Genomic DNA, 17,844 nt, shown 5'->3' with positions numbered 1-17,844 from the left:
AAGGGCGCGGAATGTCTGTTCGTATCTCCCCCGCCGCTTCCGCGATCGCCATTCTGGCGCTGCTCGCCTCTGCCGGTTTCGCGGTCGCGCAATCGGGCAAGGGTGCCGCCAAGGCCGATTCGAGTCGTGATGCGGGCAATAGCTCGGGCAGTTTCGAAGTGAGCGGCGTTGATGTCGACGTGCGCGGCAAGACCGCCGAGGCCGCGCGGCTGGGCGGTTGGCGCCTGGCGCAGCGCCAGGCGTGGGGGATGCTGGCGCAGCGGCTGACGGGGCGCAGTTCCAGCCTGTCCGATTCGACGCTAGACGGCATGGTCACCGGCATCGTCGTCGAGGATGAACAGATCGGCCCCAATCGCTACGTCGCGCGGCTGGGCGTCCTGTTCGATCGTGGCCGCGCGGCATCAATCCTGGGCGTGGGCGGGACGCTGATGCGATCGCCACCGATGCTGCTGGTTCCCGTACAGGTTTCGGGCGGCGCGCATCGCGTGTTCGAAGGTAATAGTGCGTTCGCCGACGGCTGGGGGCGGTTTCGCACCGGCAACAGTTCGATCGACTATGTCCGGCCCAACGGTACCGGTCCCGACCGGTTGCTGATGAATGCGGGCCAGGTGGCGCGGCGCGGGCGCGGCTGGTGGCGATCGATCCTCGACCAATATGGTGCGCACGATATCCTGATCCCGACCGTCGAGCTGCGCCGCGCCTATCCCGGCGGACCGATCACGGGCGTGTTCACGGCCGGTCACGGGCCGGACAACCGGATGCTGGCGCAGTTCGTGCTGCGCGTGAACGACGGCAACGCGCTCCCCGCGCTCATCGACGCGGGCATCGCGCGCATCGACAAGGCTTATCAGGACGCGCTGCGCGCGGGCGTGCTCAAGGCCGACCGGCTGCTCGTGACCGAACCGCCCAAGCCGGAGGTTCCGGTGGAAGAGACCGGTGAGGAAGTGCCGATCGAAAGCGGCGAGACGCCGGTCGTGCCGACCGGTGCGGTCTACACGATCCAGTTCGACACGCCGACGGTGGGCGCGCTGACCGGTGGCGAGGCCGCGCTGCGGGGCGTGCCGGGCGTGAGCTCTGCCATCACCACCAGCACCGCGCTGGGCGGCGTGTCGCTGATGCGGGTCACCTATGACGGCAGCCAGGCTTCGCTGCGCTCGGCGCTGCAGGCGCGCGGCTGGCAGGTCGAGGAAGGATCGGGCGTGCTGCGCATCCGGCGCGGTGGTGCGACTCCGCCGACCCCGCCGCCACCGGCGTCGACCCCGGTCCCGATCCCGGAGCCAGGAGCAGACGGTCCGGGATGAGCCAGCTTTCCCTGCCGCTCGCCCGATATCCCGGCGCGCGTGAGGACAGGTTCCTGATCGGCGAGTCGAATGCCGACGCGGTCCGGATGCTGGAGCGCTGGGCGACCTGGCCGGTGATGGCCGGCATCATCACTGGGCCGCGCAAGTCCGGGCGCAGCACGCTGGCGCGCACCATGGCTGCGCGGAGCGGCGGGACGATGATCGACGAAGCCGACCGGCATGACGAGATTGCGCTGTTCCACGCGTGGAACGCGGCGCAGGCCGATCACAAGCCGCTGTTCCTGGTTGCGGACCATGTCCCGCCGGCGTGGAGCGTGCGGCTGCCCGACCTGCGTTCGCGGTTGGGCGCCAGCGTCGTGGCGCGGATCGAACCGCCCGACGATGCGCTGGCACACGATATCTTCGCACTTTTGCTGGAACGTCACGAACTTGTCGCGACTCCCGATCTAGTGGCGTGGGTCGTCCGCCGGATCGAGCGAACCCATCTCGCGATCCTGCGTTCGTCCGAGGCGCTCGAAGAGGATGCGAGCCGCCGCAGAAACCGGCGCTTGTCGATCCCGACGGCGCGGGCCACATTGACCGCAGCCGGATTGCTTCGTGAAGCGTCGGCTGACAGCTGAACGAGGACGCATGTCGACCCGCGCGCACGTCACCCAGGATCTGCCTTCCGCGAGCGGCGGAGAGCCGTCGACCTTCGCTGTCCCCGAAGCGCGCTATTTCAACCGCGAATTGTCATGGCTCGCCTTCAACCGCCGCGTGATGGAGGAAGCCTGTAACACCGCGCATCCGCTGCTCGAGCGGTTGCGATTCCTGTCGATTTCGGGGTCGAACCTCGACGAATTCTTCATGGTGCGCGTGGCGGGTCTGAAGGGCCAGCAGTTGCAGGAGGTGGACGCGCATTCCACGGACGGTCTGACCCCGGCGCAGCAGCTGGCGGCGATCGTCGCCGATGCGAGCGATCTAGTCGACAGCCAGCAGGCGGTGTGGAACGACATTCGCGGCGCGCTGGCGGAGCGCGGGATCGAGGTGCTGGACGGTGACGCCATCTCCGGCGATCTGGTCGATTGGGTCGAAGAGCATTTCCGGCTGCAGATCTTTCCGATCCTGACTCCGCAAGCGCTCGATCCGTCGCACCCGTTTCCGTTCATTCCGAACAAGGGGCTGAGCGTCATTTTCGACCTTGTCCGCACGAGCGACGGGGAAGTGGTGCGCGAGCTGGTGCTGCTCCCGGCCGCGACCCCGCGCTTCGTGCGCGTGCCCGGCGAACCTGCGCGCTATGTGTCGGTCGAGGCGCTGGTCCGGCGCTTTGCCCCGCAGCTGTTTCCGGGGTTCGAGATCCGCAAGTCGGCGACGTTCCGCGTGCTGCGCGACAGCGACATCGAGCTGGAGGAAGAGGCCGAGGACCTGGTCCTGTATTTCCGCACCGCGATCAAGCGCCGCCGTCGTGGGCGCGTGATCCGGCTGGAGATGGAGGAGGGTATCGATCCGGGGCTGGAGGCGGTGCTCAAGGAAGAGCTTGGCGGGAGCGAGGCGCTGCTGACCGAAACCGGCGGGTTCCTGGGTATCGGCGATCTGGCGCTGATCGTCGACGAGGATCGGCCTGATCTAAAATTCTCGCCTTTTTCCGCGCGTTTCCCGGAGCGCATCCGCGAATATGACGGCGATTGCTTCGCGGCGATCAAGGCGAAGGACATCGTCGTCCACCACCCGTACGAGACGTTCGACGTCGTGCTCGCCTTCCTGAAACAGGCGGCAAGTGACCCGGATGTCGTTGCGATCAAGCAGACGCTGTATCGCGCAGGCAAGCAGTCGGCAGTGATCCAGGCGCTGATCGCCGCAGCCGAGGCGGGCAAGTCGGTGACCGCGGTGGTCGAGATCAAGGCCCGGTTCGACGAGGAGCAGAATCTGCTATGGGCCAGCGCGCTGGAGCGTGCGGGCGTGCAGGTCATCTATGGCTTCACCAGCTGGAAAACCCACGCCAAGGTGTCGATGGTGGTGCGGCGCGAGGGTGACGAGTTCCGCACCTACTGCCATTTCGGCACGGGCAATTATCACCCGATCACCGCGCGCATCTATACCGACCTCAGCTTCTTCACCGCCGACCCGCGCGTCGGGCGCGATGCGGCGAAGATCTTCAACTACGTCACCGGCTATGTCGAACCGCAGAATCTGGAGCTGATGACCGTATCGCCCCGCCATCTGCGCGAACGGCTGATCGAACTGACCGACCGCGAGATCGGACATGCGCTGGCGGGCCGGCCGGCGGCGATCTGGGCCAAGATGAACAGCCTGGTCGATCCGGTGATGATCGAGAAATTGTACGAAGCGAGCAATGCAGGCGTGGAGATCGACCTGATCATCCGCGGCATCTGTTGCCTGCGGCCGGGTGTCCCCGGCATGTCCGAGCATATCCACGTCAAATCCGTGGTCGGTCGATTCCTGGAGCACAGCCGCATCTGGGCGTTCGGCAACGGCAAGCCGCTGCCCAATGACGGCGCGGAGGTGTATATCTCCTCCGCCGACTGGATGCCGCGCAACTTCGACCGGCGGGTCGAGTTCATGCTTCCGATCCTGAACCCCACGGTGCACGATCAGGTGCTCGATCAGGTGATGGTCGCGAACCTGATCGACACCGAGCAAAGCTGGGACCTGCAGCCTGATGGCCGATATGCACGCGACGAGCCCGGCGAGAAGCCGTTCAACCTGCACCGCTATTTCATGACGAATCCGTCGCTGTCCGGGCGCGGTGCCGCGCTCGAATCGAGCGGGGCGGTGCCGAAGCTGTCGCTGCGCCGCTGGCGTGCGGAGCGCAGCGCTTGAGCGTTTCCCCCCTGATCTTTCGCCGTCCGCGCAGCGACACGTCGCCGCAGGCGCGCCGCACCGGGATCATCGATATCGGGTCGAACTCGATCCGTCTGGTCGTCTACGACGGATCGGCGCGGCTCCCCGCGACATTGTTCAACGAGAAAGTGATGGCGGGGCTTGGCCGCTCGCTCGCCGAAACGGGCGCGATCGGTGAGGATGGGCTGGCGCTCGCGACGACGGCGCTGGCGCGCTTTTCCAGCCTGGCCCGCGAGATGGCGGTCGATTCGCTTCGCACAGTCGCGACCGCCGCGGTGCGCGAGGCGAGCAATGGCGCGCATCTGATCGCAATCGCCGAAGCTCTGGGCCTCCAGGTCGAATTGCTGTCGGGCGAGGCGGAGGCGCTGGCGGCGGGCTGTGGCGTGCTGTCGGGCATCCCGGATGCCGACGGTGTCGTCGGCGATCTTGGCGGCGGATCGCTCGAGCTGGTGCGTGTGGTCGCTGGAACGGTGACCGATCGCGTGTCCTTTCCGCTCGGCGTGCTGCGTCTCGAAGCGATTCGGTCGCAGGGCAAGGGGGCGCTCGACAAGACCGTCGAGCGGATGCTCGCCGATGCAGGATGGAGCAAGCGCGGCGAGGGGCTGCCCTTCTATCTGGTCGGCGGGTCGTGGCGCGCGTTGGCGCGGCTCGACATGCATCTGACCGGCTATCCGCTGCCGGTGATTCATGAATATGCGATGCCCGCTGCGACGGTGACGCGGCTGCAGCGGACGATCGCGCAGCTGGGCAAGAGCCGCATCCGCGCGGTGCCGAACCTGTCGTCGGGCCGCGTGGCGACGATGGAGCATGCCGCCGCGTTGCTCGGCGTGCTCATCCGCCATCTGGGCAGTTCCGAAACCGTCGCATCCGCATTCGGGCTACGCGAGGGGCTGCTCTATGGCGAGTTGAGCGCCGAGGAGCGGCGCGAGGACCCGCTGATCGTTGCCGCACGCGACGAGGCGCGGCGATCGGGTCGGTTTCCCGAGCATGGCGACCTGCTCGATACATGGGTCGCGCCGATGTTCGCGGACGATGGCGAGGAACTGGCGCGGCTGCGCCATGCCGCATGCCTGCTCGCCGATGTCGGATGGCGGGCCAATCCCGAATTTCGTGCCGAACGCGGACTCGAGATCGCATTGCATGGCAATTGGGTCGGGATCGATGCGCGCGGGCGCGCGATCGTGGCGCAGGCGCTGTTCACGTCATTGGGGGGCGGGCTGGAATCGCCCGCGCCGGTCGGACAGCTGGCATTGCCCGACGATCTGGAGCGTGCGCGCCTGTGGGGCCTGGCGATGCGGCTGGGACAGCGGCTGTCGGGCGGCATCGCCGGACCGCTGCGGCGATCGTCGATCGCGGTGGAGGACGAGCGGCTGGTGCTCAGGTTCGGCGAGGACGACGCGGCGCTGTATGGCGAGGCGGTGGAGAAGCGCCACCGCGCGCTCGCCGGTGCATTGGGCCTGACCGCCGACGTGGCGGTCGGCGACTAGGCTAGCCGCAACGCGCGGCGGTGATCGTGTTGACGTCGTCGACGTCGAGATTCAGCCGGTCGCTGCGGAAATCCATCGTCACCGCCATGCCGGGCTTGATCACGCGCACGGTGCGCGCACCCGAACGGGCCTTTGCCCGGTCGATCACGCGCGGACGGGCTTCGCGACCGACCAGCGCCTGGACGCGATCGGCATTGCACGTCGCCGGGCCGGGCAGCGGCGCGGGCCGCTCGTCCATGCAGGCGGCAAGCCCGAGCGGGAGAGTCAGGGCGAGCGTTGCGATCATCGGCTTCATGGCGTGGGCTCCTCGGTTCGCGTCATCTTGAGCTTACCATTGCGCACGGTGAACCCAAGCTGACCCTCGACCAGCGCGAGCGCGTCGCGTCCGAATTGTTCGAACCGCCAACCGTTGAGGATCGACAGCCCCTCGCGCTGACCGGCCGCCAGCGCCTCGAGATCGTCAGACCGGGCGAGCAGGCGGGCCGCGACATTGATGTCGCGCGCGCGAATCTTGAGCAGGAGCTTGAGCAGGTCGGCGACCAATGCGCCCTCCTTGCCGAGCGGGAGCTTGCGATCGTCGCGCGAGGGGAGTTCGTCGCTGCTCATCGGGGTCGCGGCTTCGAGCGCGGCCATGAGCCGACCGCCGATATCGTTGCCGCCCCAAGATGCGGAAAGGCCGCGCACGCGGGTGAGATCGGCCTGCTTGCGCGGCGGATTGCCGGCGAGATCGGCGATGGTCTCGTCCTTGACGATGCGGCCGCGCGGCAGGTTCTTCTGCTGCGCTTCCTTTTCCCGCCATGCCGCGAGCGCCTTGAGGCGGCCAAGAACCTCCGCCTTGCGGCTGGAGATGCGGATCCGCTGCCACGCCTGTTCGGGGTCGTTGCGATAGTTTTCGGGATCGGCGATCCGCTCCATCTCCTCGTCCAGCCAGGCGCCGCGCCCGGTCTTCTTGAGCCTAGCGAGCATCTTCGGGAAGATTTCGGAGAGGTGCGTCACGTCCGCGATCGCATAGTCGATCTGGCGCTTGTCGAGGGGGCGGCGGCTCCAGTCGGTGAAGCGCGCGCCCTTGTCGACGGTGATGCCGAGATAGGTTTCGACCAGGTTGGAATAGCCGATCTGCTCGCCCTGACCGAGCGCCATCGCCGCGACCTGCGTGTCGAACAGCGGATGGGGCGTCTTGCCGGTGAGGTTATAGACGATCTCGAGGTCCTGACCGCCGGCGTGGAAGACCTTGAGCACGTCCTCGTTATTGACGAGCAGGTCGAGCAGCGGGGTCATGTCCAGGCCGGGCGCCATCGGATCGATCGCCGCAGCCTCATTGGTGTCGGCGATCTGGATCAGGCACAGCTCGGGGTAGAAGGTATTCTCCCGCATGAACTCGGTATCGACCGTGATGAACGGTTGCTGCGCGAGGCGGGTGCAGAGATTGGCGAGGCTGGCCGAGTCCGTGATCAGGTCGTGAATATGCATCGCAGGCCCATAGCCGCGCCCGCGCGGGTTGACAAAGGGGCGCGTGAGGGGGAAGCGCGCGACCTGATATTTTCACCTGAAACCGTTGGAACTTGCTCATGCACGCCTATCGTTCGCACACTTGCGGCCAGCTGACTGCCGATCAGGTCGGCGAGACCGTCCGCCTGTCGGGCTGGATCCATCGCAAGCGCGACCATGGCGGCGTGCTCTTCGTCGATCTGCGCGACCATTATGGCGTGACGCAGATCGTCGCCGACAGCGATTCGCCGGCGCTGCCGGTGCTGGAATCGCTGCGCGTCGAATCGGTCGTGACGATCGACGGGCTGGTCAAGGCGCGCAGCGAGGCGACGGTGAACTCGAACCTCGCGACCGGTGCGATCGAGGTGTTTGCCAAGGGCGTGACCGTCCAGTCGTCGGCGCAGGAGCTGCCGATGCCGGTGTTCGGCGACAGCGACTATCCCGAGGAGATCCGCCTGCGGAACCGCTTCCTCGACCTGCGGCGCGATCAGCTGCACGCAAACATCATGCTACGCAGCCATGTCATCGCCAGCCTGCGCAAGCGGATGATCGACCAGGGCTTTACCGAGTTTCAGACGCCGATCCTGACCGCGTCGAGCCCCGAGGGCGCGCGTGACTATCTGGTGCCTAGCCGCGTGCATCCGGGCAAGTTCTACGCGCTCCCCCAGGCGCCGCAGATGTTCAAGCAGCTGCTGATGGTCGCGGGATTCGACCGCTATTTCCAGATCGCGCCCTGCTTCCGCGACGAGGACGCGCGCGCCGACCGCTCGCCGGGCGAGTTCTATCAGCTCGATTTCGAGATGAGCTATGTCACGCAGGACGATGTGTTCGCGGCGATCGAGCCGGTGCTGCATGGCGTGTTCGAGGAGTTCGCGAACTGGCAGGGCAAGGGGCGCACGGTCAGCCCGCTGCCGTTCAAGCGCATTCCGTACCGCGAATCGATGCTGAAATACGGCAACGACAAGCCTGATCTGCGCAACCCGATCCTCATTTCCGATGTCAGCAAGCACTTCGAGGGTTCTGGTTTCGGCCGCTTTGCCTCGATCGTTGAGGCCGGCGACGTCGTGCGCGCGATCCCGGCGCCGGGGACGGCGGACAAGAGCCGCAAGTTCTTCGACGACATGAATGCCTGGGCGCAGGGTGAGGGCTTTGCGGGCCTTGGCTATGCGACGCGCAAGGGCGGCGAATGGGGCGGCCCGATCGCCAAGAACCATGGCGAGGACAAGATGTCGGCGCTGGGTGATGAGCTCGGCCTCGGCCCGGACGACGGCATCTTCTTTGCCGCGGGCAAGGAAGCGCAGGCGGCGAAGCTGGCTGGCCTCGCACGGACCCGGGTCGGCGAGCAGCTCGGTCTGATCGACCAGAGCCGGTTCGAATTCTGCTGGATCGTCGATTTCCCGATGTTCGAATATGACGAGGACGCGAAGAAGATCGACTTCAGCCACAACCCGTTCAGCATGCCGCAGGGCGAGCTGGAGGCGCTGGAGACTAAGGACCCGCTCGACATCCTCGCCTGGCAGTATGACATCGTCTGCAACGGCATCGAGCTGTCGTCGGGCGCGATCCGGAACCACCGCCCGGAGATCATGTACAAGGCGTTCGAGATCGCCGGCTATTCGCAGGCGCAGGTCGACAGCAACTTCGCGGGCATGATCAACGCGTTCAAATATGGCGCGCCGCCGCACGGCGGTTCGGCGCCGGGTGTCGACCGGATCGTGATGCTGCTGGCCGACCAGCCGAACATCCGCGAGGTCATTCTGTTCCCCATGAACCAGAAGGCGGAAGACCTGATGATGCAGGCGCCGTCGATGGTGAGCGAGAAGCAGCTGAAGGAACTGCACATCCGCCTCGCCCCGCAAGTCGCGGCCGATCAGGCGAAGAAGGACCCGGCCTCGGCCGTCGATCCGTCGGCCGGATGACGAGGGCCGCTCAGCGGAGCGGCATTCGCTGAACCGGAATTGGTAGAATAGGCCTTTGCCCGGCCGTCCTTTCGTGTATTGCACGCGTAATACACGTACGGGGGCGGGAATGCTGGAACTTCGGGGCGTTGCGAAACACTATCGGCGGAAGGACGTCCTTCGCGACGTCACGCACAGCTTTCCGGTCGGGCTGACGCTGCTGGAAGGCCCCAGTGGTGCGGGCAAGTCGACGCTGTTGCGCCTGATCGCGACTGCCGAGCGGCCGAGCGCCGGTCAGATCCTCTGGCAAGGGAAAGCGCTGCCGGGCGGACGCGCGGCATTGCGCCGTGTGCTCGGCTACGCGCCGCAGGCGGTCGACCTGCCCGAGGAGCTGACCGCGCGCGAATTTGCGGCCTATATCGGCGCGTTGAAGGGCCTCGCCCGGGCGGGAGTCGACGCCCAGTTCGGCGCGATCACGACCGCGATCGGGCTCCATGCCGATATCGACAACCGCATCTCGACCTTTTCGGGCGGGATGCGGCGGCGGCTGATCTTTGCGCAGGCGTTGCTCGGCGACCCGCAGCTTATCGCGCTCGACGAGCCGACCGCGGAACTCGACGATGCGACCGCCGACAAGCTTGGGGCCTTCTGATCGAACGGGCGAAGACCGCGACGGTCGTGATGACCACCCATCTTGCCGCAGCGCTGGCTCCGCGTGCCGTGGCGTCGCTTTGGGTCGAGGGTGGACGGGTCGAAAGCCGTCCGGCGAAGGCGCAATGATCGCGACGCTGGCGGCGACCACGCAGGCCGCGCTGCGCCGCTATACGCGCAGCTGGGGATTGTGGGCGGTGCTGCTGATCGGGCCGATCGCCGCGCGCTGGTGGATCCCGCGCGACGATGCGACCACTGCCGTGATCGCGATCGACGGCCATGCTCCGATCCTCAGCTCAGCGATGCTGGGGGTCACGCTCGGCGTGGTCGTTTCCACCCTGCTGCTGCCGGTGGGGTTCATCTATCTGCGATCGAATGTGACCCGGCGCCAGCCCTGGCAGGTCGACAGCGTGACACCGGCCTCGCGCGTCGGAATCGCGCTCGGACAGTTTTTCGCCGATGCGCTCGTATTTGCTGGGGTCCTTGCCGGGTTGAGCTGCGCCGGGTTGATCATCGGCGCACTTCTGCTGTCGCCACACGCGTTTCGCCCGATCGAGATACTCGGCCCGCTGTGGCTTATCGCGGGCCCCTCGCTGCTGGTGGTGGCGGGGGTTCGGACGCTGTTCGCTGCGCGTCCGCGGTTGCGCGGCGCATTGGGCGAAGTCGCCTTCTTCTGCTTGTGGATGGCGTCGCTGGTGATGGCGATCGGAGCCGGGGAGGGCGGCCAGACGGACTTTCGGCATAATATGGCCGACATGGCAGGGTTTCTGCGTCCGCTGACGGCGGAGCTCAATCCGGGCGATCCGGTCAACCTGTCGATCGGATCATCGGTGCTGGTGGGCGCGGAGCGGATCGCGATCGACCCGGTGGTCGGGATCACATCGCCCGGTTACGTCGCGTCCCGCCTTGGCTGGGCGGGCATTGCGCTGGTGCTCGCCGCGCTGGGCGGGCTGGTGTACCGGTCGCCGGTTCGGGGCCAGAGCGTCGTGCGGCCGGGTCGCTTTGCGCGGTGGAACCGGCCTGCGCCGACGCGACCGGCGGACCCCGATGCGCCCGCTGCCCGACGGGTGGCAATGGCGCTGCCGGGGTTGCTGCGCAGCGAAGCTGGACTGATCGTGCGGGGGCGGATGGCGCGCGTCGCCGTCGCGGTGATCGCGGTTGCGGGGCTGCTGGTCGACTTCCGACACGTGGCCAGTCCGGCGATCCTGTTGCTGCTGATCTTTGGCGCGACGGCGCATGCCGGGCGGAGCGAACAGGCAAAGCTGATCGCGCTGACCGCCACGATGCGCGTCTCTCCCTGGGCCCGGCGCGCCGCCTTCGTGCTCGCAACAACCGGGTGGAGCGTGGCGGCTGGGCTCCCGGCGATTGCGCGCGGCCTGACGATGGGATTGGTCGAGCCGCTGTGGCTTTCGCTCGGTACCGGCGCGGTGGTCGGCGCGGTGACGATGGCGCTGGCACGCGTGTCGCGATCGGCGTTCGCGCCGCGGCTCGTCCTGCTGCTCGCGTGGTACGGCTATATCTCGGTGTGAGCGGCGGCGGCGTGGACCGGCGATGCCGGGCGCGCTATGCGGGGACATGAAGATCGATCTTGGCGATTTCGAAGCTGGCGACCCGTTCGACGGTCATTACAAGAAGGCGCTGCGCAAGCTGCAAAAGCGCCTCAGCCACATTCAGACCGCGCACATCATCCACAAGCGGCGCGCGATCATCCTGTTCGAAGGCTGGGATGCGGCGGGGAAGGGCGGGATCATCCGCCGGCTGACCGCCGACTGGGACCCGCGCTATTTCGAGGTGTGGCCGATCTCTGCGCCGACGCCCGAGGAACTGTCGCACCATTTCCTGTGGCGCTTCTGGCGGCGGCTCCCCGCGCAGCACAATATCGCGGTGTTCGACCGCAGCTGGTACGGGCGGGTGCTGGTCGAGCGGGTCGAGGGCTTCGCCAGCGACGCCGAATGGAAGCGCGGCTTTGACGAGATCAACGACTTCGAGGCGCAGCAGGCGGAAACGGGCGCCACGCTGATCAAGATCTTTGTCCATGTGACGCAGAAGACCCAGGACAAGCGACTGCGCGATCGGATCGACCACCCGTGGAAGCGGTGGAAGACGGGTCTCGACGACTATCGCAACCGCGCCAAGCGCGATGCCTACCTCGCCGCCATGCACGACATGTTCGAAAAGACGAGCACCGAGGCAGCCCCCTGGGTCGTCGTGGATGGCAACAACAAGAAAGCGGCGCGCATCGCTGCCCTCACCGCCATTGCCGACGCACTGGAAGCAAAGGTCCCGATGGAGCCACCTGCGCTGGACCCGGAGGTCGAAGCTGCGGCGCGCGGGGCAGGCGTGATCGACTGAACCGCTGGACGGTGCGGGCCGAGCGTATTAGGCCGGATCAAACGATACCAAATGCCTGAGAGAGTGATGTCCGAAACCCGCAGCCTGCCCGTGTCCGACCGTGCGCAGGCCCAGATCGGCATCGCCGATCTGTTCACCATCGGAATCGGACCATCCAGTTCGCATACCGTAGGGCCGATGCGCGCGGGGTTTCGCTTTGTCGAAGCCGCGCTCGATCGGGGTACTCCGGTGTCTGTTTCGTGCGAACTTTTCGGATCGCTGGCGCTGACGGGCAAGGGGCACGCGACTGATATTGCGGTCATGCTGGGCCTTGCCGGCTACCGACCCGAAAGCGTTGATCCCGATGCGGTGCCGACGATCACCGAGACGATCCGTGCGGAGCAGCAGTTGAAGCTGGGCGGGCATGTCGCCGTGCCGTTCGTCGAGGGCACGCATCTGGTCTTTCACGACGACCGCTTCCTTCCAGCACATCCCAACGGCATGCGCTTCGTCGCGCATTATGCCGAGGGCGAGCCGTACGAGACTTTCTGGTACTCGATCGGCGGCGGCGCGGTGGCCGAGGGCGGGTGCGAGCCGCCGCAGACCAACGTGAAGCTGCCGATGCCCTTCTCGTCCGGGGCGGAATTGCTGTCGGTCGCCGAGGCGCAGGGGGCGAGCATTGCCGACATCGTCCGCGCGAACGAGGCGGCGTGGCGCGACGACACCGAGACCGACGCATTCATCGACTCGCTGCGCGGTGCGATGTCCGCCTGTATCGAGCGGGGGATGCGCGGCGAGGGCGAACTGCCCGGGGGGCTGAAGGTCAAGCGTCGCGCGCGCGATCTGCACGCGCGGCTGATCGCACGCGGCCCGCGCAGCGATCCGTCGCTGGTGTTCGATTGGGTCAGCCTGTGGGCGCTGGCGGTGAACGAGGAGAATGCCGCGGGCGGACGCGTCGTCACCGCGCCGACCAATGGCGCGGCCGGGGTGATCCCGGCGGTGCTGCGTTATTACGAGACCTTCTGCGCCTCGCCGACCCCGGCCGGATCGCGCACGTTTCTGCTCACCGCGGCGGCGATCGGGTTCCTGTACAAGAAACGCGCGTCGATCTCAGCTGCGGAGATGGGGTGCCAGGGCGAGGTCGGCGTCGCCTGCTCGATGGCGGCGGCTGGCCTGGCGGCGGCGCTGGGCGCGACCAATGCGCAGATCGAGAATGCCGCCGAAATCGGGATGGAGCATAATCTGGGCCTGACCTGCGACCCGATCGGCGGGCTGGTCCAGATCCCGTGCATCGAGCGCAACACGATGGGCGCGATCAAGGCGATCAACGCCGCCTATCTCGCGATGCATGGCGACGGCAGCCACATCGTCAGCTTGGACGCGGTGATCGAGACGATGCGCCAGACCGGCGAGGACATGCGCTCGAAGTACAAGGAAACCGCGCAGGGTGGGTTGGCCGTGAACGTGGTCGCGTGCTGATCCCGTCTACCTAGGCGGACAGGTGCTTTCGCATCGCGAAACGTTCCAGCGACTGATCGGCGATCGCGACGACTTCGCGTTCGACAGTTTCGAAACCGACCGCCGTGAATGCCCCGAGCGCCATGCGGCTAGCGTGCACGTTGAGCACTGGCGTGCCGCGAGCCAGCGCCTGCGCCTCGATCTGTTGATACAGCGCGCGGAAAAGGCCGCTGCCCTGCGCTGAGGGGTGAATAAAGGCGAGATCGATATACCCTGCCGGATCAATGCTCATCAAACCCCGCAGGCCGGTCTCATCCTCGCCGAGCAGGATGGTCTGCCGACCCAGCCGCACATCCCATTCCGGACCGCCGCGTTGCTGTGGCATCCAGGCGGCGCGCTCCGCTCCGCTTACAGGCTCGGGCCAGTGCGAACCGCATCGAAGATCAGTCGGGCGATCGCCGGGGAGTCCGCGCGTTGTGCGATCCGGAATCCGGTGACGCCCGCGAGACGTTCGCGGGATGAGGGCCGCGCGCTCACGGGTAGCCGATCTCCATCACCTCATAGTCCTTGTCGCCCGCAGGGAGCGTGACCCGGCGCAGGTCGCCGACTGCGGCGCCGCGCAGCGCGCGAGCAAGGGGGGCGTTCCAGCCGATCCGGCCCGCGCCCGCATCCGCCTCGTCGTCGCCGACCAGGGTCAGCGTGCGGTGGTTATCATCCTCGTCGGCGATGGTGACGGTCGCGCCGAACCAGACCCTGGACCGGTCCTCCTGTCGTGCCGGATCGACCACTTTCGCCGCTTTCATGCGCCGCGCGAGGAAGCCGAGCCGCCGGTCGATCTCGCGCAGCCGCTTGCGGCCGTAGATATAGTCGCCATTCTCGCTGCGGTCGCCATTGCCCGCGGCCCAGGCGATCGTCTCGACCAAGGCTGGACGCTCGGTGCCGAACAGAGCGTCATATTCGGCCTTGAGCGCCGAATAGCCCGATGGGGTGATGTAGTTCGGACGGTCGTTCAAAGCGTGCGGCCCATGCTGATTCGCGGCTCGACCGCATAGCCCATATGCGCCCAGAAGGCGGCGGCGTCGCGATTGGTATCGCGGACCTGAAGATTGACCTTCGTACAGCCAAGGTCGGCAAGCGCCCGCTCGGCACCGCGGACGAGCGCGCGTGCGATGCCGCAGCCGCGCGCCTTTGGGTGCACCGCGAGCTTGTAGAGCCAGCCGCGATGCCCGTCATAGCCCGCCATGATCGTGCCGAGGACATGGCCGTCCTCCTGCGCGACGAGCAGCAGATCGCGCTGCACTGCCAATTTTTGCGGGATCGCGACCGCCGCATGGCTGTGCGGCGGGTCTTCCGGAAACACGGTGCGCCACAGCGCGTCCACCTCCGCGAACTGCGCCTCGGCATAGGGGAGGATCGCGATCACCCCGGCCGGTTCTTCCCCAGATACCAGCTGATCCGGTGCGGGCCGCGCGAGCGGGAGCGCTGGGGGTGGAGCATGTCGTACACCACGGCATTCTCGAGTACGCGCTGGACATAATTCTTGGTCTCGTAGATCGGGATATTCTCGACCCATTCGAGCATGTCGACGCCGGGGGTGCGCGGATCGCCATTGGCGCGGATCCACTTGTTCACATTGCCCGGCCCGGCATTGTAGGCGGCTACGGCGAGCGGATAGCTGCCGCCGTAATAGTCGAGCATGCGCTGGATATAGCTGGAGCCGAGCCGGATGTTGTAATCTGTGTCGGTCGTCAGCGCGGCGCGGTCGTAGCTGAGGCCGAGCTTGCCCGCCACTTCGCGTGCGGTACCGGGCATGAGCTGCATCAGCCCGCGCGCGCCGGCATGGCTGATCGCGGCCTTGTCGAACTGGCTTTCCTGCCGGGCGATGGCATGGATGATCGTGAAGTTGGTCTCCTGCCCCGGCGGGACCGAGACCGAAGGGTAGCCGGCGACGGTATAGTCGCTGAGGCCATTGAGCAGCGCGCTGCGGCCGACCATGACGCCAAGGTCGGGACGGCCGATGGTGCGCGACAGCTCGGTGGCGAGGACGTGGTCCTCCTCGCTGGTCGCGTCGGCCGCGATCTGGCGGAGGAAATAGCCCTGGTCCTCGGTACGTCCGAGCGTGCCGAGCATCTGTGCGGCGCGGACCACCTCGCGATTGTAGAAGGCGGTGCGGGCCTCGCCGCTGACCTTGCGGGTATCGACGGGCGGGGGCGCCTTGAGGTCGCGTCCGAGGCGCTCGGCGGCGAGCTGGCCGTAATAGAGGTCCGAATAGGCCGCCGCGCGCTCATAATAGGCGCGGGCGGCGGCGTCCTGCCCGGCGGCTTCGGCGGCGCGCCCCGCCCAGTAGATGCCCTTGGACTGCGTCGTGGGGGTGCGCGATCCGCGCGAATAGCGGTCGAACATGCCGACCGCGTCGGCGGGGCGGTTCAGCTTCTGCATCGCCACCGTGCCGGCCAGCCAGACGAGGCTGGTATAATCGTCGCGGATGCCGAGCCCCATGTCGGAGACGTCGGTGCCGGGCGCGAAGGCGTCATCGACCTGGCTCGCGATCGCATAGGCGAGCGCATATTGGCGGTCGGACTCGGCGGCGCGCGCGTTGGTTAGCAGCACCTCGTACCATTCCTCGACATTGCCGGGGCGGCTGTCGAGCGAGCGGCTGCGCGAAAGCAGCGAGCGGGCGGAATGGCTGGCACCATTTGCGCGGTACCACATTGCGCGATCGGCGATGAAACCGGGGTCGCGCGCACCGAGCGCCTCAACCGCGGCAGCCTTGGCCGATGCATCGGGCGCGTTGGATCGAAGCGCCAGCCGCGCCTCGAACAGCGCGCGCCGCTGGGGCGAGGTGAAGCCGAGCTGGCGCGCGGCGGCGGCGCGCGAATCCTGCCACAGCAGCGCATCCATGCGCGCGTCATGGTCGGCGGGCGAAAGCGCTGCGGAAAAGGCACCGATCAACGCAGTTTCATCATCGGGCCGCATCGCGCCGCTGCGCCAGGCGCGGCGCGCCTGCTCATCGGCTTCCGCGCGACGACCCGAAATGGCGAGCGCCTCGGCATAGCGCGTGCGCCCCGCGGCGGTGAGCGGCGGAAAGCGGTCGAAAAAGCGGACGACCAGCGACGGGGCGTCGGTTCCGGACCCCAACGACGTCTCCGCAGCGGCGCGACGGCTCGTCTCCCCCGGCCAGCCGGGATGCGCGAGCATGAAGTTGGCATAATCGCTGAACGGCCAGCGATCCGACTGCTGGAGCCGTTTCCACTGGTCGATATTATACTGGAGCGCGGATGCGGAGGGCGGGGCGGCGGGCAGCACCTGCGCCGCAAGCGCAGCGAACTGCGCCCGATACCATTCGGCTCCATCCTGCACGACCTGTGAGGAGACCGCGACACCCGATACGCCGGCGAGCAAGAGCCCGCTCTTGAATACAGAAGCAAGCATGCTGGACATGATACGCGAACGCACCCTATTGGCCACCCCGAATTTCCGACGATTGGGGCATTTTGACGCATATGTTTTCCGGCTCGATCCCCGCACTCATCACCCCGTTCCGTAACGGCAGCTTCGACGAGGGCGTTTTCCGCGACTTCGTCGAGTGGCAGATCGGCGAGGGATCGTCGGCGCTGGTGCCGGTTGGCACCACCGGCGAGGCGGCGACACTGAGCAAGGACGAGCATTTCGAGGTGGTCCGCGTGTGCGCCGATCAGGTGCGCGGGCGCGTGCCGGTGATCGCGGGCGCAGGGTCGAACGACACCCGCGTCGCGATCGGCAACGTTCAGGCGGCGAAGGACGCCGGGGCCGATGCGGTGCTGATGGTCCCGCCCTATTACAACCGCCCGAGCCAGGAGGGCATTTTCCAGCATTTCGCGGCGGTTGCTGCGGAGTGCGCGCTGCCGATCATTCTCTACAACGTCCCCGGCCGCACCGCGACCGATATCCAGCCGGAGACGGTGATCCGCATCGTTCAGGCGTTCCCGGACAAGTTCGTCGCGATCAAGGACGCGAGCGGCGATCTGGCACGCGTGTCGAAGCACCGCGCTGTGCTACGCGCGGGCTTCGCGCAGCTATCGGGCAATGACGAGACTGCGCTCGCCTTCAATGCGATGGGCGGGTTGGGGTGCATCTCGGTCGCGGCGAATGTCGCGCCGAAGCTGTGCGCGCAGTTCCAGGCGGCCTGGGCCGAGGGCGACACGGCAGTTGCGCTGGCGCTGCACGACCGGCTGTTCGCGCTGCACCTGGCGCTGTTCACCGATGCCTCGCCGGGGCCGGTGAAGTATGCGGTCAACAAGCTGCGTCCCGAGATTTCGACCGAACTGCGCCTGCCGATGGTCGCCCCGAGCGCGTCGAGCAAGGCGGCGGTCGATGCGGCGATGACGGCGGCGGGGATTATCTGACGCC

Annotated in this window: 16 protein-coding genes; 10 read left to right on the top strand and 6 right to left on the bottom strand. The window is 67.1% G+C overall.

Annotated features, from left to right (window positions below; genetic code table 11):
• The first annotated feature begins 11 nt into the window (after nt 1–11).
• The 4 genes from ABS767_RS14410 to ABS767_RS14395 are packed head-to-tail and all read left to right on the top strand — an operon-like array spanning nt 12 to nt 5,629.
• Entirely contained in the window at nt 12–1,301 is a 1,290-nt protein-coding gene (locus ABS767_RS14410) for a heavy-metal-associated domain-containing protein (RefSeq protein WP_408079541.1), read from the top strand.
• Nucleotides 1,298–1,921, top strand: coding sequence for a P-loop NTPase family protein (locus tag ABS767_RS14405; protein WP_408079539.1), 624 nt, complete (start codon nt 1,298–1,300; stop codon nt 1,919–1,921). Before ABS767_RS14410 ends, ABS767_RS14405 begins: the two co-directional genes overlap by 4 nt.
• Before the next feature lie 10 nt (nt 1,922–1,931).
• Nucleotides 1,932–4,121 (top strand): RNA degradosome polyphosphate kinase, encoded by a 2,190-nt coding sequence (locus tag ABS767_RS14400; RefSeq protein ID WP_408079537.1) that lies wholly within the window; start codon nt 1,932–1,934, stop codon nt 4,119–4,121.
• Nucleotides 4,118–5,629, top strand: coding sequence for a Ppx/GppA phosphatase family protein (locus ABS767_RS14395; protein WP_408079535.1), 1,512 nt, complete (start codon nt 4,118–4,120; stop codon nt 5,627–5,629). Before ABS767_RS14400 ends, ABS767_RS14395 begins: the two co-directional genes overlap by 4 nt.
• 1 nt (nt 5,630) lies before the next feature.
• Here ABS767_RS14395 and ABS767_RS14390 read toward each other — a convergent pair whose 3' ends face one another.
• Entirely contained in the window at nt 5,631–5,924 is a 294-nt protein-coding gene (locus ABS767_RS14390; RefSeq protein ID WP_408079533.1) for an I78 family peptidase inhibitor, read from the bottom strand.
• The gene (gene rnd, locus ABS767_RS14385; RefSeq protein WP_408079531.1) at nt 5,921–7,099 is read right to left on the bottom strand and encodes a ribonuclease D; all 1,179 of its coding nucleotides are present in this window, start codon (nt 7,097–7,099) and stop codon (nt 5,921–5,923) included. Before rnd ends, ABS767_RS14390 begins: the two co-directional genes overlap by 4 nt.
• Nucleotides 7,100–7,197: 98 nt before the next feature.
• Here rnd and aspS point away from each other — a divergent pair, with 98 nt between their 5' ends.
• The 5 genes from aspS (at nt 7,198) to ABS767_RS14360 (ending at nt 13,476) form a co-directional block, all read left to right on the top strand.
• The gene (aspS, locus tag ABS767_RS14380) at nt 7,198–9,036 is read left to right on the top strand and encodes an aspartate--tRNA ligase (protein WP_408079529.1); all 1,839 of its coding nucleotides are present in this window, start codon (nt 7,198–7,200) and stop codon (nt 9,034–9,036) included.
• Between the two features lie 109 nt (nt 9,037–9,145).
• Nucleotides 9,146–9,667 (top strand): ATP-binding cassette domain-containing protein, encoded by a 522-nt coding sequence (locus ABS767_RS14375; protein ID WP_408079527.1) that lies wholly within the window; start codon nt 9,146–9,148, stop codon nt 9,665–9,667.
• 124 nt (nt 9,668–9,791) lie between these two features.
• Entirely contained in the window at nt 9,792–11,195 is a 1,404-nt protein-coding gene (locus ABS767_RS14370) for a hypothetical protein (RefSeq protein WP_408079525.1), read from the top strand.
• A 46-nt stretch (nt 11,196–11,241) separates the two neighbouring features.
• Nucleotides 11,242–12,018, top strand: coding sequence for a polyphosphate kinase 2 family protein (locus ABS767_RS14365; RefSeq protein ID WP_408079523.1), 777 nt, complete (start codon nt 11,242–11,244; stop codon nt 12,016–12,018).
• A 66-nt stretch (nt 12,019–12,084) separates the two neighbouring features.
• The gene (locus ABS767_RS14360) at nt 12,085–13,476 is read left to right on the top strand and encodes an L-serine ammonia-lyase (protein ID WP_408079521.1); all 1,392 of its coding nucleotides are present in this window, start codon (nt 12,085–12,087) and stop codon (nt 13,474–13,476) included.
• A gap of 10 nt (nt 13,477–13,486) precedes the next feature.
• Here the strand turns inward: ABS767_RS14360 and ABS767_RS14355 are convergent, their stop codons facing one another.
• From ABS767_RS14355 to ABS767_RS14340, 4 genes are all read right to left on the bottom strand, one after another.
• Nucleotides 13,487–13,840: a GNAT family N-acetyltransferase gene (locus tag ABS767_RS14355; RefSeq protein WP_408079519.1), complete on the bottom strand. Its 354-nt coding sequence runs from the start codon at nt 13,838–13,840 to the stop codon at nt 13,487–13,489.
• 148 nt (nt 13,841–13,988) lie between these two features.
• On the bottom strand, nt 13,989–14,468 hold the full coding sequence (gene greB, locus ABS767_RS14350) for a transcription elongation factor GreB (protein ID WP_408079517.1): 480 nt from the start codon (nt 14,466–14,468) through the stop codon (nt 13,989–13,991).
• The gene (locus tag ABS767_RS14345) at nt 14,465–14,878 is read right to left on the bottom strand and encodes a GNAT family acetyltransferase (protein ID WP_408079515.1); all 414 of its coding nucleotides are present in this window, start codon (nt 14,876–14,878) and stop codon (nt 14,465–14,467) included. Before ABS767_RS14345 ends, greB begins: the two co-directional genes overlap by 4 nt.
• Nucleotides 14,875–16,887 carry a lytic transglycosylase domain-containing protein gene (locus ABS767_RS14340; RefSeq protein WP_408079513.1) on the bottom strand — a complete coding sequence of 671 codons (2,013 nt, stop codon included), beginning with the start codon at nt 16,885–16,887 and terminating at the stop codon, nt 14,875–14,877. Before ABS767_RS14340 ends, ABS767_RS14345 begins: the two co-directional genes overlap by 4 nt.
• 71 nt (nt 16,888–16,958) lie before the next feature.
• Here ABS767_RS14340 and dapA point away from each other — a divergent pair, with 71 nt between their 5' ends.
• Nucleotides 16,959–17,840 (top strand): 4-hydroxy-tetrahydrodipicolinate synthase, encoded by an 882-nt coding sequence (dapA, locus tag ABS767_RS14335; RefSeq protein ID WP_408079511.1) that lies wholly within the window; start codon nt 16,959–16,961, stop codon nt 17,838–17,840.
• Nucleotides 17,841–17,844 lie beyond the last annotated feature (4 nt).

It is taken from the genome of Sphingomonas plantiphila (assembly GCF_046000505.1).
Classification (GTDB): domain Bacteria; phylum Pseudomonadota; class Alphaproteobacteria; order Sphingomonadales; family Sphingomonadaceae; genus Sphingomonas; species Sphingomonas plantiphila.
The sequence above is the reverse complement of the archived record's forward strand: the minus strand, read 5'-3'. Positions and strand labels throughout refer to the sequence as shown.

What these genes read in the sequence shown, in the direction of transcription:
- ABS767_RS14405 (WP_408079539.1), top strand. Translation starts at nt 1,298, where the DNA reads ATGAGCCAGCTTTCCCTGCCGCTCGCCCGATATCCCGGCGCGCGTGAG.
- ABS767_RS14355 (WP_408079519.1), bottom strand. Translation starts at nt 13,840, where the DNA reads ATGCCACAGCAACGCGGCGGTCCGGAATGGGATGTGCGGCTGGGTCGG.
- ABS767_RS14410 (WP_408079541.1), top strand. Translation starts at nt 12, where the DNA reads ATGTCTGTTCGTATCTCCCCCGCCGCTTCCGCGATCGCCATTCTGGCG.
- aspS (WP_408079529.1), top strand. Translation starts at nt 7,198, where the DNA reads ATGCACGCCTATCGTTCGCACACTTGCGGCCAGCTGACTGCCGATCAG.
- ABS767_RS14340 (WP_408079513.1), bottom strand. Translation starts at nt 16,887, where the DNA reads ATGCTTGCTTCTGTATTCAAGAGCGGGCTCTTGCTCGCCGGCGTATCG.
- dapA (WP_408079511.1), top strand. Translation starts at nt 16,959, where the DNA reads ATGTTTTCCGGCTCGATCCCCGCACTCATCACCCCGTTCCGTAACGGC.
- ABS767_RS14370 (WP_408079525.1), top strand. Translation starts at nt 9,792, where the DNA reads ATGATCGCGACGCTGGCGGCGACCACGCAGGCCGCGCTGCGCCGCTAT.
- ABS767_RS14365 (WP_408079523.1), top strand. Translation starts at nt 11,242, where the DNA reads ATGAAGATCGATCTTGGCGATTTCGAAGCTGGCGACCCGTTCGACGGT.
- rnd (WP_408079531.1), bottom strand. Translation starts at nt 7,099, where the DNA reads ATGCATATTCACGACCTGATCACGGACTCGGCCAGCCTCGCCAATCTC.
- ABS767_RS14360 (WP_408079521.1), top strand. Translation starts at nt 12,085, where the DNA reads ATGTCCGAAACCCGCAGCCTGCCCGTGTCCGACCGTGCGCAGGCCCAG.
- ABS767_RS14400 (WP_408079537.1), top strand. Translation starts at nt 1,932, where the DNA reads ATGTCGACCCGCGCGCACGTCACCCAGGATCTGCCTTCCGCGAGCGGC.
- ABS767_RS14375 (WP_408079527.1), top strand. Translation starts at nt 9,146, where the DNA reads ATGCTGGAACTTCGGGGCGTTGCGAAACACTATCGGCGGAAGGACGTC.
- ABS767_RS14390 (WP_408079533.1), bottom strand. Translation starts at nt 5,924, where the DNA reads ATGAAGCCGATGATCGCAACGCTCGCCCTGACTCTCCCGCTCGGGCTT.